The 13,869-nt window shown below is 41.5% G+C and carries 17 protein-coding genes; 9 read left to right on the top strand and 8 right to left on the bottom strand.

All coding sequences use genetic code 11. From position 1 onward, the window contains the following. Positions 1-39: 39 nt before the first annotated feature. Positions 40-657: a LysE family translocator gene (locus H5164_RS00405; protein ID WP_182754183.1), complete on the top strand. Its 618-nt coding sequence runs from the start codon at positions 40-42 to the stop codon at positions 655-657. Positions 658-802: 145 nt separating this feature from the next. Here the strand turns inward: H5164_RS00405 and H5164_RS00410 are convergent, their stop codons facing one another. Both H5164_RS00410 and H5164_RS00415 read right to left on the bottom strand, forming a co-directional pair. Then, positions 803-1,129 carry a DUF3144 domain-containing protein gene (locus tag H5164_RS00410; RefSeq protein ID WP_124017850.1) on the bottom strand — a complete coding sequence of 109 codons (327 nt, stop codon included), beginning with the start codon at positions 1,127-1,129 and terminating at the stop codon, positions 803-805. Positions 1,130-1,201: 72 nt separating this feature from the next. Continuing rightward, positions 1,202-1,753 carry a prepilin-type N-terminal cleavage/methylation domain-containing protein gene (locus tag H5164_RS00415; RefSeq protein WP_207891330.1) on the bottom strand — a complete coding sequence of 184 codons (552 nt, stop codon included), beginning with the start codon at positions 1,751-1,753 and terminating at the stop codon, positions 1,202-1,204. Between the two features lie 91 nt (positions 1,754-1,844). Between H5164_RS00415 and ung the strand changes: the two genes are divergently transcribed. Beyond that, the gene (gene ung, locus H5164_RS00420; RefSeq protein WP_182754187.1) at positions 1,845-2,507 is read left to right on the top strand and encodes a uracil-DNA glycosylase; all 663 of its coding nucleotides are present in this window, start codon (positions 1,845-1,847) and stop codon (positions 2,505-2,507) included. 110 nt (positions 2,508-2,617) lie between these two features. On the opposite strand, the gene ispB is transcribed toward ung, so the two are convergent. Beyond that, entirely contained in the window at positions 2,618-3,589 is a 972-nt protein-coding gene (gene ispB / locus H5164_RS00425; RefSeq protein WP_124017853.1) for an octaprenyl diphosphate synthase, read from the bottom strand. Positions 3,590-3,993: 404 nt separating this feature from the next. Between ispB and rplU the strand changes: the two genes are divergently transcribed. From rplU to H5164_RS00460, 7 genes are all read left to right on the top strand, one after another. Then, positions 3,994-4,305, top strand: coding sequence for a 50S ribosomal protein L21 (gene rplU, locus H5164_RS00430; protein WP_124017917.1), 312 nt, complete (start codon positions 3,994-3,996; stop codon positions 4,303-4,305). A 16-nt stretch (positions 4,306-4,321) separates the two neighbouring features. Further along, positions 4,322-4,576: a 50S ribosomal protein L27 gene (gene rpmA, locus H5164_RS00435; protein WP_011638531.1), complete on the top strand. Its 255-nt coding sequence runs from the start codon at positions 4,322-4,324 to the stop codon at positions 4,574-4,576. A 201-nt stretch (positions 4,577-4,777) separates the two neighbouring features. Beyond that, the gene (gene cgtA / locus H5164_RS00440) at positions 4,778-5,944 is read left to right on the top strand and encodes an Obg family GTPase CgtA (RefSeq protein WP_124017854.1); all 1,167 of its coding nucleotides are present in this window, start codon (positions 4,778-4,780) and stop codon (positions 5,942-5,944) included. Positions 5,945-5,964: 20 nt separating this feature from the next. Beyond that, a complete protein-coding gene (locus H5164_RS00445; RefSeq protein WP_124017855.1) occupies positions 5,965-6,723 on the top strand; it encodes a threonine/serine exporter family protein in 759 nt (252 codons plus the stop codon). After that, positions 6,723-7,193: a threonine/serine exporter family protein gene (locus H5164_RS00450; RefSeq protein WP_124017856.1), complete on the top strand. Its 471-nt coding sequence runs from the start codon at positions 6,723-6,725 to the stop codon at positions 7,191-7,193. Before H5164_RS00445 ends, H5164_RS00450 begins: the two co-directional genes overlap by 1 nt. A 19-nt stretch (positions 7,194-7,212) precedes the next feature. Beyond that, positions 7,213-7,695 carry a type 3 dihydrofolate reductase gene (folA, locus tag H5164_RS00455; protein ID WP_124017857.1) on the top strand — a complete coding sequence of 161 codons (483 nt, stop codon included), beginning with the start codon at positions 7,213-7,215 and terminating at the stop codon, positions 7,693-7,695. Between the two features lie 95 nt (positions 7,696-7,790). Continuing rightward, a complete protein-coding gene (locus H5164_RS00460) occupies positions 7,791-8,195 on the top strand; it encodes a DUF3718 domain-containing protein (protein ID WP_124017858.1) in 405 nt (134 codons plus the stop codon). A 449-nt stretch (positions 8,196-8,644) separates the two neighbouring features. Here H5164_RS00460 and H5164_RS00465 read toward each other — a convergent pair whose 3' ends face one another. The 5 genes from H5164_RS00465 to pdxA all read right to left on the bottom strand — a co-directional run bounded on the left by H5164_RS00465 (position 8,645) and on the right by pdxA (position 13,869). Beyond that, the gene (locus H5164_RS00465) at positions 8,645-10,666 is read right to left on the bottom strand and encodes a methyl-accepting chemotaxis protein (protein WP_124017859.1); all 2,022 of its coding nucleotides are present in this window, start codon (positions 10,664-10,666) and stop codon (positions 8,645-8,647) included. A 152-nt stretch (positions 10,667-10,818) separates the two neighbouring features. Beyond that, the gene (locus H5164_RS00470; RefSeq protein ID WP_182698689.1) at positions 10,819-11,637 is read right to left on the bottom strand and encodes a symmetrical bis(5'-nucleosyl)-tetraphosphatase; all 819 of its coding nucleotides are present in this window, start codon (positions 11,635-11,637) and stop codon (positions 10,819-10,821) included. Positions 11,638-11,640: 3 nt separating this feature from the next. After that, positions 11,641-12,021: a Co2+/Mg2+ efflux protein ApaG gene (apaG, locus tag H5164_RS00475; RefSeq protein WP_124017861.1), complete on the bottom strand. Its 381-nt coding sequence runs from the start codon at positions 12,019-12,021 to the stop codon at positions 11,641-11,643. Positions 12,022-12,069: 48 nt separating this feature from the next. Beyond that, positions 12,070-12,876 carry a 16S rRNA (adenine(1518)-N(6)/adenine(1519)-N(6))-dimethyltransferase RsmA gene (gene rsmA, locus H5164_RS00480; RefSeq protein ID WP_124017862.1) on the bottom strand — a complete coding sequence of 269 codons (807 nt, stop codon included), beginning with the start codon at positions 12,874-12,876 and terminating at the stop codon, positions 12,070-12,072. Between the two features lie 9 nt (positions 12,877-12,885). After that, entirely contained in the window at positions 12,886-13,869 is a 984-nt protein-coding gene (gene pdxA / locus H5164_RS00485) for a 4-hydroxythreonine-4-phosphate dehydrogenase PdxA (protein WP_124017863.1), read from the bottom strand.

A 13,869-nucleotide genomic window follows, 5' to 3' on the forward strand; every position in this document is an offset into this window, starting at 1 on the left:
ATTTTGCACAAATTAGGTGACTACAAGTAAAGGAGTGTTATGACGTTAAGTACTTGGCTGGGATTATTGGCGATATGTTGTTTGGGGGCGATGTCCCCAGGCCCCAGTTTAGCCATGGTGGTGCGGCATACCCTTGGTGGTGGCCGATTACACGGTATCGTCTGTGCTTGGGCACATTCAATCGGTATTGGTGTCTATGCTCTGGTAACTCTATTGGGTTTGGCAGCAATATTAAAAGCATCGCCGGTTATTTTTAATACCATCGCGGTAACTGGAGCGATTTACTTAGCTTGGATGGGGATTCAAGCACTTAGGTCTAAAGGCGGAATGCAGCAAAAATTGGCGGCGGGTCAACCCACAAGTCTGTGGATTGCAGCAAGAGATGGTATGGCTATTTCATTATTTAATCCCAAAATACTCCTGTTCTTTTTGGCTTTATTTAGTCAATTTGTGTTAGCAGCTCAGACTGCAATTGGCCAAGGTTTAATTGTGTTTACGCCATTAATCGTTGATGGATTATGGTACACCATTATTGCATTTTTGTTGTCTCATTCTGCCGTGTTGCCTAAGTTACGAAATCAGGCCAAATTAATTGATAGGCTTTCAGGTGTGGTGTTAATTTTACTCGCAATGAGGGTGATTTATACTCTGCTGTAATATTTGAATTTTGCGACTATAAATAGTCATCATGATATCGGCTAGGATGAACCGTATTGCTGACGGTGCAAAATGAGTCAGTTATGAACAATAATGCCTAGCAATAATCTGTTAGGCATTATTGTTATAACGCGTCATATGTTGGTTAAACGCCTTTAAACATTTGCACGCTGTCATCGCTTTCTGGCTCTTGTTGCTCTGCAGCAATAGGAGGATTAGCGATGTGGTCTTCTAAATTCTCTTTTAACATTGCTTTAAATTCATCAGAAAACCAAGCGAGTGCATGATCTTTTTCCGCAGCAAGATTAGCTGATTTAATCGATGCTTCAAACGCGTTAAAACGAGCAGAGGCAAATCTCATTGCGGTACCGACTTTGCCAATATCATTTTCTTGTTGGCTAAGTTGATTGGCTAGGGCAATAAATTGGTCAGCTATTTGATACATTGTTAATTCTGTTTTGGCTTCAGACATCATATCCACTTTGTTGGTGAGTTAATTTTCCAATGAGTGTAACGTCTTTATTTGAAAATTTCAGGTAAAAAATTAGCTATCAGGATTTGAATCTATCAAGACCTCGCCGTTACGCGAATCATAGTATATGGACACCAGTGGTAGTAAATTGTAGTAATAACGGCACTGATCTGGATTGATATATTCAGCTCTATAATCCGATATATCCTTATCTGCACTAATTGAAACACTTGGGCCATCTTGTAATAGCGTAGGCCAGACTGAGAGGCAGTCGTTATTATTATCCAGTCTTGGCGAAGCCTCGTAAGGTGGGTAATTCTGTGCTGGATAACCCCATTGGTTGATATCAAGTTGGCCATCGGTTCCAGCTTGACTGAAAATCGCTAAATTATCTGCCGGGCCAGAATACCCCATGGCTGCCCATTTCATGTGCGCTAGGGTTATTGCTGACGAAAACGCCCCACCAGTGACTTTTACCGTAGCGATTTTAGCATCTCTGCCGATATCAACAAATTTTGGTAAGGCAATCATTGCGATAATCCCAAGTATGATGATAACAACGACGAGTTCAATAAGGGTAAAACCATTTTTAGGGGTGTTTTTGTTATTATGTAATGGCATCATATTAGGCATAAAAGTGATTAATCTGTTGATAGTAAACTAAAGCCTGAGCTGTTCGCTAATTTATCGCTAATTTTTTGAAGGAATACATTAGATGACTTCCCATTGGCAAACCTTGTTTGAACAACAACAATCACAGCCATATTATCAAGATTTGATGCACTTTATTGCCTCACAAAGGGCCGCTAATAAGGTTGTTTATCCACCGGATGATGAAGTGTTTGCTGCTTTTAATTTAACGCCCTTGTCAGCGGTTAAAGTCGTGATACTAGGGCAAGACCCTTATCATGGCCCAAATCAAGCTCACGGGCTGTCTTTTTCGGTTAAGAAGGGCATAAAACCACCGCCTTCATTGGCTAATATCTATAAAGAGTTAACCAATGACATTGACGGCTTTGTGATCCCAGAACATGGTGATTTAAGCGCTTGGGCTAAGCAAGGGGTGTTGTTACTCAATACTGTGTTGACAGTAGAGCAGGGGTTAGCTCATTCACATGCTAAAGCGGGCTGGGAGACATTTACCGATAGTGTGCTGAAGTGCTTAGATCAACAAGCATCACCAATCATATTTGTGTGTTGGGGCAATCACGCGATTAAAAAAGGTCGATTGATTACCGCACCTTATCATCATGTAATGAACGGCCCACATCCATCGCCCTTATCTGCTTACCGGGGCTTTTTTGGTTGTCATCATTTTTCAAGTATCAATCAATTATTAATTAACCAGGGTAATAAACCGATAAATTGGCAAGTGTGATAACAAAAAAGGTGTGAATTGATATTCACACCTTTCTCAATACCGTTAGTCATAAAATCTTGTCATCAGAAAACCACTGTTTATGGTAATTGTTGAGCTCTTGATGATTGCTAACTACTGCGATTAACCGATAAGTGAGCCAATGAAATTAATGCCTGTTTGTAGTCATTATCAGGAAAAACCCCGAGTGCATCAATGGCTTTTTGTGCTTCAGCTTGCGCCTTTTCTTGGGTGTAAACTAATGCACCAGACTCGCCCAATGCCACTAATATCTCATCAATAGCTTTAGTACCGTCGCTTTGTTCAATCGCGTCTCTAATCAGCTTTTTAGCAGTATCAGACCCATTTTCCATAGCGTATATCAGCGGTAACGTCGGTTTACCTTCGGCGAGGTCATCACCGATGTTTTTGCCGAGTTCGTCGGAGTTAGCCGTGTAATCAAGTAAATCATCGGTTAACTGAAACGCCGTACCTAGGTATTTGCCGTAATTGGCTAATGCCTGTTCTTGTTCCGGGCTGACATTTGCTAATACGCCGGCTAATTGAGTTGCCGCTTCAAATAATTTAGCGGTTTTACAGTAGATAACCCGCATATAGTTTGCTTCGGTCGTATCGGGATCATTACAGTTCATTAACTGTAATACTTCGCCTTCAGCAAGTACATTAGTCGTATGGGCTAAGACTTTAAGCACTTTCATGCTGTCAAGCTCGGTCATCATTTGAAATGAGCGAGTATATAAAAAGTCGCCAACCAGCACGCTTGCACTATTACCGAATAACGCATTGGCAGTTTCACGGCCGCGACGCAGTGTTGACTCATCAACAACATCGTCATGCAATAAAGACGCGGTATGAATAAATTCGATAATCGCAGCGAGTTTTAAGTGATGTTCGCCTTGATAGCCAACAGCTCGGGCGGCCAATACAGATAATAACGGACGTAAACGTTTACCACCGCCATTGATTATGTAAAAGCCTAATTGATTAATTAGGGCTACATCAGATTCAAGTTGTTTATATATCAGCTGATTGACTGCTTGCATATCAGTGTCAGCCAGTTGACGAATGGCGTTTAAATCCATAATAGTCTCTGGTTGTTGGGCGACAGGCTTTGCACCCTTAATTAGTCATATCGAATTAGAGCGCATATCTTACAGGATATTAGTGCTATTTTTCAAAGTATGTATTTACACAATTGCGCTTACATTATCCTGATTTCGCGATAGTTTGCTGGATTATTGCCAATTTACCTATAAAATTTAGGCATAGATTAACTCAAACATGTTAACTAAATTTTAAAGAAGGCACATTAGCTATTAATGAATAGTGTGCAGTAATAGGGTCTTTTTTATTTGATAGTGAATTAGCACTTGCCGGATGATAATTCTTCGCGTAGAATCCGCGCCCATTGTCATTAAAAGTTTTTTAGCACCTAGTCTCGTCAATAATATGAGTTAGTGTGTTAGTCATTTGGAGTAAAATAGCCATGTATGCTGTTTTTCAAAGTGGCGGAAAGCAACACCGTGTTGCTGAAGGTCATACAGTTCGTTTAGAAAAATTAGAAGTTGCTACTGGTGAAACCATAGAATTCGATCAAGTTTTATTGATCGCTGATGGTGAAACAGTGCATGTTGGTGCTCCTTTAGTTGCTGGCGGTAAAGTCGTAGCTGAAGTAGTTGGCCACGGTCGCGGCGACAAGGTAACTATTATCAAGTTCCGTCGTCGTAAGCATCACGACAAGAAGATGGGCCATCGTCAATGGTTCACCGAAGTTAAAATCACTGCGATCAGCGCATAATTTAGGAGTCTAACTCATGGCACATAAAAAAGCTGGCGGTTCTACTCGTAACGGCCGCGATTCAGAAAGTAAACGTCTTGGTGTTAAACGCTTTGGCGGTGAATCAGTTCTAGCTGGTAACATTATCGTTCGTCAACGTGGTACTAAGTTCCACGCTGGTGTAAACGTAGGTATTGGTCGTGACCATACTTTGTTTGCATTAACAGACGGTAAAGTAAAGTTTCAAGTTAAAGGTCCTAATAATCGTAAGTTTATTAGCATCGAAGCTTAATTCTTTCTAAGCTAGATCTCGAAAGCCCTGCCTATGGTGGGGCTTTTGTGTTTTTTATATCATTAAACTGTTATAGGATAGTTTGATGATTTTGTTTATATGCAGTAGGCGATATCGTGATGAATGCTATCTTCAGCGCTTTCCTGCAAAACTCAGTTATTTGGGTTTATAATTACAGATTAAGTGGCGTCAGGAGTCAGTATGAAGTTTGTTGATGAAGCGAATATTCGCGTAGAAGCAGGTGACGGCGGAAGCGGTTGCGTGAGTTTTAGACGCGAAAAGTATGTCCCAGATGGTGGCCCTGACGGCGGTGACGGTGGTGATGGCGGTAGTGTATACCTACAAGCTAATGAAAACCTTAATACGCTAATTGATTACCGTTTTACTCGTTTCCATATGGCTGAGCGCGGAACCAATGGTCGTGGTCGTGATTGTACCGGTCATGGCGGCAGTGATTTAGTTCTTCAAGTACCTGTAGGTACTCGTGCTATTGACCAAGAAACAGAAGAGTCACTTGGCGATCTTACCTCGCATGGACAAAAGCTTCTCGTTGCTAAAGGTGGTTTCCACGGTCTAGGTAACACTCGTTTTAAGAGCAGTACTAACCGTGCTCCGCGTCAAAAGACCTTAGGTACTCCAGGTGAAGTTCGTTCAATCAAGCTTGAACTTTTATTGCTTGCTGATGTAGGTTTGCTCGGTATGCCAAATGCTGGTAAATCGACTTTCATACGCTCGGTTTCACGTGCAACGCCTAAAGTGGCTGATTATCCGTTCACAACTTTAGTTCCAAACCTTGGTGTGGTGAATCCGCGTCCAGGTCAAAGCTTTGTTATTGCCGATATTCCTGGTTTGATTGAAGGCGCTGCAGAAGGTGCTGGTTTAGGTATTCGTTTCTTAAAGCATCTTGAACGTTGTCGCATGTTATTACACATTATTGATATCGAACCTATCGATGGTGTTGACCCTGTCTATTCAGCTCGCGCTATTGTTGGTGAACTTGAGAAGTACTCTCCAAAGCTTGCGGCAAAACCGCGTTGGTTAGTCTTCAATAAAACCGATTTGCTGCTCGACGAAGAGTTACAGGGTAAAATCGATCGCATCGTTAAAGAGCTAGATTGGCAAGGAGATGTTTATACTATGTCTGCTTACAATCGAACCGGTACTGAAGAGTTAAGCATTAAGATGCTCGACTACATCAGAAGTTTACCGGCTATTGTCGAAGAAATAACGCCAGATGCTGATGTTGAATTTAAATGGGATAATTACCATAGCGCAGAAGATGAAGTCGTTAATGAAGATTATAATGATGATTTTGACGATGATTTTGATGATGACGATTATGATGTAGAAGTGATCTATCAACGTTAATAGACTCATTTGAGGATATCGTGTACGAAGATAGCCAAAATGAAATTACCCGCCTTGTAGTGCGTTGTGCGCAACTACTGTTGGCTTATGGTGCTGAGTCTGATCTTGTTGAAGAGATTAGCCAGCGCCTAGGTAAAGCACTCGGTCTTGCTAGCATTGAGATATCAATTTCATCTAATGCATTAGTACTGACCAGCTTAGTACACGGTCGCTGTGTCACGACCACTCGTCGTATTCGTGCTCATGGCATTAATATGACGGTGATTTGTGAATTACAGCGAATTTGTATATTGGCAGAAAAAGGCATTTATGGTGCCAATGAAGTTCGCCGCCGCCTCGCTCATATTACCCCTAAAACTTATCCTGCAATCGCCGTAGTCCCTATGATTGGTTTGTCATGTGCCAGTTTCTGTCATTTATTCGATGGCGACATGATGGCATGTTTAATCACATTTTTTGCCTCGTCGATTGGCATGATGGTGCGGCTTTTTCTAGCATCGCGCCATTTCAATTTATTGGTTAACTTTTCGATTACAGCATTCATTATTACTGTTGTTGCCCAAGCCGGTTATATGTGGCCAATTACCCATACTCCCCAAGTGGCAATGGCCGCAAGCGTATTAATGCTGGTGCCTGGATTTCCGTTGATTAATGCTATTTCAGATATGGTTAAAGGTCATATGAACGTAGGCATTTCTCGCTGGGGTCATGCAACGTTATTAACATTAGCTTCTGTTATCGGTATCACCATCGCCATGCAATTGGGGGGGATTTTCTAATGCTTGAGCTGATTAGTTTGTTATTGCATGACGCTTTTTTTTCCGCGATACCCGCAATTGGTTTTGCCATGGTGTTTAACGTTCCTAAACGATATTTACTCTATTGCGCCCTTGCTGGTGCGATAGGTCACAGTTCTCGAACCTTACTAATGCAATTTTCAATGCCGATAGAATGGGCGACATTTGCAGCCGCTGCAATTGTGGGCGTCGTGACGATTCGGTTTGCAAAGCAACATTTAGCCCCACCATTAATGTATGCTGTCGCCGCTATTATCCCTATGGTGCCAGGTACTTATGCATTTAATACCGTGATTGCTCTGATTCAACTGACCGCCCAAAGTCAAGTCAGCCCTGAACTCACTGCACAAGTCATTTTAAACGGCTTAAAAACGGTATTTATTTTAGGTGCGCTTGCCGTTGGGCTCGCGTTACCAAGCTTACTCTACTATCGCACCAGATCGATTATCTAACCACAAGGATTCTGCCTCAATGCGTATTGCAATGATTGCCGCAATGGCCAACAACAGAGTTATCGGCAAAGACAATAAAATGCCATGGCATTTACCGGAAGATTTACGTCATTTTAAGGCGATGACCTTGTCTAAACCTGTGGTAATGGGTCGTAAAACATTTGAATCAATTGGGCGGCCATTACCCGGTCGACATAATATCGTCATAAGTCGTAACAGCCAGCTGAGTATTGATGGCGTGACCTGTGTTCAAAGCTTTGATGATGCTGTTGCTGCTGCTGGCGATTGTGACGAAATAGTCGTCATTGGTGGTGGTCAGCTTTACCAACAATTATTACCCAAAGCTGATATTTTATACCTTACGTTAATCGATCTTGATGTTGATGGTGACACCTTGTTTCCTGATTGGGATGATGGATCTTGGCAATTACAGAATTCAGTAAATGCAACAAACGACAAAGGATTGCAATATAGCTTTAACACTTTACATAAAAAGTGTTAAATTAGGCGTGTTTAACCCTGAATTAGTTTGACAGCGATCTAAAATATGATCTCTATACATAGCTATATAACTATAAAAAAATAAAGGAGTGTCAGATGCGTCTATTGCCTGTAGCTATCGCAGCCCTGATTGGATCATCTTTTGTATCAGTACCTGCTATTGCCGATACAGATCAATTAGTTGCAAATATTTGTGATTATGTGAAATCAGATGATAAAAACCGCTTACGTAAAAAAATGAAAGAGAGCCGTGTTAAATTACGTAACGTATACTCCAGTATTTCTTGTGATGGCAGCAGTTTATTGCGTACTGCCTACAAGTCGAACGCGGGTAATGTGGGTGAATTTATTGCTAAACGTATGCCATCATCAGATCTTGCTGCTCCAGAAGCTGACGGTAAAGCTATTTTAGATTGGGCTTCTGCCAATGGTTACGATGCAAGCGAAATAACAACAGCGATCAAAGACCGTCTTGGTGGTGGTGCTGAGTCAGATGATTAATCATCTGAATATGCAGTAACATAAAGCGAATCAGAAATGCCGATAAGTAATTATCGGCATTTTTTATGTCGGTAATTTATGAGCAAGCTTAAGAGTGTTATTTCGATTAAAGCTGATTTTAGTGTGCTATTTAACCTTGGTTGGGAATATAAACATATATCTAACTCTTCTCAGTCTCGCCAGCTGCATTGATTTGCAATAGGCTACATTGAGTATTAGTTTGATAAGAGCTAGGCCAAATGTTGCTATTAAGCTTTACTGATTCGATCCCTAAACTTCAGTTGCGGTTATTTTTAGCTGTTATATGTCCGACTATAGTGAGTTAATCAATGTGATACATTAATAAACCAGCTATTCCATCGATTAGGGTTAACCTTGCATTTGATATTGATAGCAATAAAAAAGGCCCCAGAGGGACCTTTTATTTATTTGAGCATAATGGTTATCAATTAGACCTTAAACTCGCGTACAGAGGCTTGTAGCTCTTCAGCAAGCATTGCAACTTGATGACTTGATTGTGCAGTTTGATCTGCTCCGATTGAGGTTTCTTCTGAAATCGATGCGATATGTTCAAGTTTTTCGGAAACTTGTTGGCTAACGATATTTTGCTCTTGCGCAGCATGGGCAATATGATTACCCGAATCATAGGCTCGGTGAACCGACTTGCTGATAGTTTCGAGGGCAATATTAGATTGCTCGTTCTTTTCAACGCAACTGTTGGCTTGACCTCGACTTTGCTCCATTACGGCAACCGCTTCCTGAGTGCCGACTTGTAAAACTTCAATCATTTGCTGAATTTCACTGGTTGAATGTTGCGTACGTGATGCTAAGTTACGAACCTCATCAGCAACAACCGCAAAACCTCGACCTTGTTCACCCGCTCTTGCTGCTTCAATCGCGGCATTTAGCGCCAGTAAGTTGGTTTGATCGGCAATCCCACGGATTACGTCTAAGATAGAACCAATCGATGCACTGTCTGAATGAACCTTATTAATAACAACTCCGGCTCTTGCGACTTCTTCTGCAAGGGCAATAATGGTATTTTTGCTTTCTTCTGCAAGGGTACGCATGTGCTGGGTTTCATTGTCAGCTTGCTTAATCTCATTGAGTGCTTGATCTGCGCTCATTGAAACTTGCTGTGCACTTGAGCTCAACTCAGTCGTCGCAGCAGCAACTTGATCGACTTGGCTCTTTTGTTCTTGAATACCTATAGTTGTTTGCGAGGTAATGGCAGAGGTCTCTTCAGCTGCAGCCGCTAATTGGTTCGAGCGATCGACAATACCAATAATAAGACTGCGTAGGCTGTCGACTAAGCGATTACAGTTTTTAGCCAATTCGGCAAACTCATCGTGACCTGTGTCATCTAATTTATGAGTTAAGTCACCTGATGCCAATACATTAAGGGCTTTATTGACTTTTTCTAACGAATTAGTCAGTGGTTTAACAACCGCAATACTAACGATAATAGCGACGACAATTGCCATTAATACCACTATTAGGGTTTTAATTGCTGCGGAATCAATAATATCTAACGCCGAATTACTGATGTCACTTGCGAAAGTATCGATTGATTTTGCCAAAACAGTCATCTTCTTGTTGACGTCTTTGGCGGAACTTTGAGTTTCTACAAGCTGTTTAGCCGCGGCAAACTCATGACTTAATTGCTGCTGTTTAAGAGCGATAATTGAGTCATTACCCTTTAGCAAAGTAAATACTTTTGCGCTTTCAGCAGTTAAATCTTCTAAAGTTGAACTGTTTACAACACCGTTACCTTTAGTGTTGATAAAGTCTAATTTGGTCGATGCTTCGCTGACCATGTAATCGAGTTCTTTAATGATTAAGTCATATTTGCTTTGTTCAGTTGTCGCCACTAAATCATAAATTGTGGTAATGATATTGATGAATGTACTATCGATTACACTGGCGGTTGCGGCTAAACTACGTTCAGTTTCGTCCTCGCTAGTTTCTAGATCGATAATATCTAACAGAATCGATGAGGAGTCATCCGCTGCGTTTTCAAGATTACTGCGCATCTTAAGTAACTGTTCTTGTAAGGTAAGCGCACTTAGACGTTCAAGAAGCATCTTTGTGGCATTGGAACCATACAAAGTATAGCTTTTATTTAATGCCGCTAAGGGGGCTGAAAGCTGCGTCTGTTTACTGACTAAGTTGTTTAAGCTACTGAGGTCTTGTTTAAAGGTGTTATCTAAATCTGATAACTGTTTTTTTATGGCAGGAATTTGGGATGAACGAGTACTGTAATAAGCCAGTAGTGCTTCAATTTGTTGCGAGCTTAAGTTTTCACTTAAAATGCTCGTTCTTTCAAGCGCAGGTAAACTGATAGTGTTAAGAATTGTCGCTCCATCTTTAATTCTGTCATTACTCAGCATGGTTACACCACCGAGTACTATCAATAACAGCGTCACCACGGTAAAACCGCCAATGACTCTGGTCGCTACATTAATTTTCATACAGTACTCCGGCTATTATTATTTGATCCTGATTTTTCTGGTGTGTGCTGTTGCATGTCATCATATCGAATTTATTAGAGGGTGATTGTTTCTCAGGCAAGCGTAACAAATTCTACATTTAGTTATCGGCTAAATGCTACTTTAGTTTAACGTTAAACTAACCTTTTTTGGGTAATATTTTCATTCTTTTCAAGATGCCATAATGTGAGGTGCTCTCCCCAGCAACAACCAGTATCTAATGCCAGAATTTTCTGGTTATTTGTTTGCCCCATTAATGCTGCCCAATGTCCGAAAACTAAGGTGTTTTGTGGCACTATTTTCGATGGGAATTCAAACCATGGGCGTAAATCTGATGAGTGTTGTTTGCTGGGCGGTAATTTACACTTAAAATCAAGACTTCCATCTAAGTGCAAGAATCTCATTCGAGTTAAGGCATTGATACAGTAACGTAGCCTAGCTATACCAGCCAGTGCTGGCGACCATTGTTCGGTATCGTCGCTATACATTTTGCCAATTAATTCGCTTAAATAATCATCTTGCTGTAAAGCTATGCTCACTTGTTTTGCTTCATGCTCAGCTATGGTCAAGTCCCATTGAGGGGGAACACCGGCATGCGTCATGATGATATTGTGTTCGGGTAGGGTTCGAATCAAGGGTTGTTGACGAACCCAAGTGACCAAATTATCAATATCAGGTGCATCGAGGAGTTCGTCAAGATGATCGTTGGGATTAGGTCGCTTTAATTTTCCGTGCAAAGCCAGCAGATGTAAATCGTGATTACCGAGCACCACTTTTGCAGAATCTTGTAAAGACTGGAAGAAACGCAGGGTTGCAAGTGACTCAGTTCCTCTGGCAATAAGATCACCTACGGCCCAGAGTTGGTCTTTAGACGGATTAAAAGCCACTTTTTGCAGCAGTAGTTGTAATTCTGAATAACAACCTTGAATATCGCCAACAAAATAGTTAGCCATAAGTTATTGAAATATCCCAGGAACCGCTAGACGAAAAGGTGGGATTGCGACTAAAAAGCGCTCTCCTTTATGATCTTCCATACCATAAAAACCTTGCATAAAACCGACTGGCGTTTCCATTACAGTACCACTGGTATATTGATATGCGGTATTCGGAGCAATGGTCGGCGTTTCGCCCACAACACCAGGGCCTTTGACTTCATTTTTATCGCCGTCAGCGTCGGTGATAATCCAATGACGGTCTTTTAGAGTTACTTTGTTATCACTCAGATTGATAATGGTTATCGTGTAGCTAAAGAGGTATTTATTATCGGCAACATCAGATTGTTGTTCTAAATATTGGGTGTCGACTTTAATTTTTATCGGTGATTCAACTTGGCTCATATTAGATCCTAAAGCAAAAGGGCATGCTCAATACGCATGCCCTTATATTTAATCTTTTTTGTCACACAGAAAATTAGCCATTGTGACGTATTGCTCGACGCTAATTTGTTCGGGCCGCAAACTTGCATCAACTTGTAACGTAGCAAAATCGTCGTCTGACAATAATGTTTTTAAATTATTACGTAATGTCTTACGGCGCATATTAAATGCGGTTGTCACTAAGTGCCTTAATACATCAACATTTTGGCATGGCCAAGGCTTGACTGCATAAGGCAATAATCGGACGACTGCAGAATCCACTTTAGGGGCAGGAGTGAAGCTGGTTGGCGGCACTTCTAGTACAGGAACCACTTGGCAATAATATTGTGCCATTACCGTTAAGCGGCCATATGCCTTGTTACCAGGGCTAGCCGATAAACGTAATACGACTTCTTTTTGCAACATAAAATGCATTGTTTCTATTTGTTCAGCAAACTCAAACAAATGAAACATCAAGGGCGTTGAAATGTTGTAAGGAAGATTCCCAAACACTTTCATTTTTTTGCCAGCTTGTTGCAATTGGTTAAAATCAAACTGCAATGCATCACCTTGGTGAATGGTCAGTTTGTCTTTTAGTGTTGGATGATATTGTAGGCGCTTAACTAAGTCGCGATCTAATTCAACAACCGTGAGGTTATCAATCATGTCTGCAACAGGTTCAGTTAAGGCACCTAGGCCAGGTCCAATTTCGACCATCACATGATTATTATCAGGTGCAATAGCACCTACTATGCTACTAATCACGCCTTGATCAGTTAAGAAGTTTTGTCCAAAACGCTTTCTGGCCGTATGGCCTAAATGTACTTTATTACTCATTAAAATGGGTTACTTACTTTTTGAGGCCAATTCGATGGCTTTGTTTAATGCACAGGTAAAACTGCCGCTATCCGCTTGGCCACTGCCGGCTAATTCTAGCGCGGTGCCGTGATCGACTGAAGTACGGATATAAGGTAAACCTAAGGTGATATTGACCGACTTGCCAAATCCTAATGATTTAAGCACAGGTAATCCTTGGTCATGATACATGGCTAATACCACGTCAGCTTGTTCGAGATACTTAGGTTGGAATAGCGTATCGGCCGGTAAGGGGCCAACAATATCCATACCTTGTTCCCGTAGCTCGTTGAGCGCAGGTATGATGGTATCAATTTCTTCACGGCCTAAATGGCCATCTTCTCCTGCATGTGGATTGAGTCCGCACACATAAATTTTAGGTGAGCCTAAACCAAACTTACTGACTAACTCGCGATGTAAAATGGTAATAATATGATGCAGTCTATCACGGGTAATCGCTTTAGCGACATACGCTAAAGGAATGTGAGTCGTCATCAATGCCACTTGCAAGCCTGGAGCGGCAAGCATCATGACAACATCAGCACAGTTAGCTTGCAGTGCAAAAAATTCGGTATGACCACTAAACGGAATACCCGCTTGGTTAATAATGCCTTTATGCACTGGCCCAGTGACGACGGCGTCGAATTCATTCGACATATTTCTCTCACCGGCGTAACGCAAGGTTTCTACTACATATGCACTGTTTGCTTCATTCAACACACCACATTTAGCTTCTTCAGCTAATGCAAAAGGCGCAATAGTTAATGTCCCTGCAGCTTGAGGTTTTGGTGGTTGTGATGATTGGTAAGGCATAAGTTGCAAGGGTAATCCAAGCATTTTTGCTCGCGTCATGAGCAAATCAGGATCGGCGCAAACAACTAACTCAACAGGCCAAGCCTGTTGAGCGAGTTTGATGACTAAGTCTGGACCAATACTTGCTGGTTCGCCTGGTGTTATGGCAATACGTTTAGTCAT

This window comes from Shewanella sp. SG41-3 (assembly GCF_014164545.1).
Lineage (GTDB): Bacteria > Pseudomonadota > Gammaproteobacteria > Enterobacterales > Shewanellaceae > Shewanella > Shewanella vesiculosa.

Coding starts and splice junctions, on each gene's coding strand:
- H5164_RS00405 (WP_182754183.1), top strand. CDS start 40: ATGACGTTAAGTACTTGGCTGGGATTATTGGCGATATGTTGTTTGGGG.
- H5164_RS00410 (WP_124017850.1), bottom strand. CDS start 1,129: ATGTCTGAAGCCAAAACAGAATTAACAATGTATCAAATAGCTGACCAA.
- H5164_RS00415 (WP_207891330.1), bottom strand. CDS start 1,753: ATGATGCCATTACATAATAACAAAAACACCCCTAAAAATGGTTTTACC.
- ung (WP_182754187.1), top strand. CDS start 1,845: ATGACTTCCCATTGGCAAACCTTGTTTGAACAACAACAATCACAGCCA.
- ispB (WP_124017853.1), bottom strand. CDS start 3,589: ATGGATTTAAACGCCATTCGTCAACTGGCTGACACTGATATGCAAGCA.
- rplU (WP_124017917.1), top strand. CDS start 3,994: ATGTATGCTGTTTTTCAAAGTGGCGGAAAGCAACACCGTGTTGCTGAA.
- rpmA (WP_011638531.1), top strand. CDS start 4,322: ATGGCACATAAAAAAGCTGGCGGTTCTACTCGTAACGGCCGCGATTCA.
- cgtA (WP_124017854.1), top strand. CDS start 4,778: ATGAAGTTTGTTGATGAAGCGAATATTCGCGTAGAAGCAGGTGACGGC.
- H5164_RS00450 (WP_124017856.1), top strand. CDS start 6,723: ATGCTTGAGCTGATTAGTTTGTTATTGCATGACGCTTTTTTTTCCGCG.
- folA (WP_124017857.1), top strand. CDS start 7,213: ATGCGTATTGCAATGATTGCCGCAATGGCCAACAACAGAGTTATCGGC.
- H5164_RS00460 (WP_124017858.1), top strand. CDS start 7,791: ATGCGTCTATTGCCTGTAGCTATCGCAGCCCTGATTGGATCATCTTTT.
- H5164_RS00465 (WP_124017859.1), bottom strand. CDS start 10,666: ATGAAAATTAATGTAGCGACCAGAGTCATTGGCGGTTTTACCGTGGTG.
- H5164_RS00470 (WP_182698689.1), bottom strand. CDS start 11,637: ATGGCTAACTATTTTGTTGGCGATATTCAAGGTTGTTATTCAGAATTA.
- apaG (WP_124017861.1), bottom strand. CDS start 12,021: ATGAGCCAAGTTGAATCACCGATAAAAATTAAAGTCGACACCCAATAT.
- rsmA (WP_124017862.1), bottom strand. CDS start 12,876: ATGAGTAATAAAGTACATTTAGGCCATACGGCCAGAAAGCGTTTTGGA.
- pdxA (WP_124017863.1), bottom strand. CDS start 13,869: ATGACTAAACGTATTGCCATAACACCAGGCGAACCAGCAAGTATTGGT.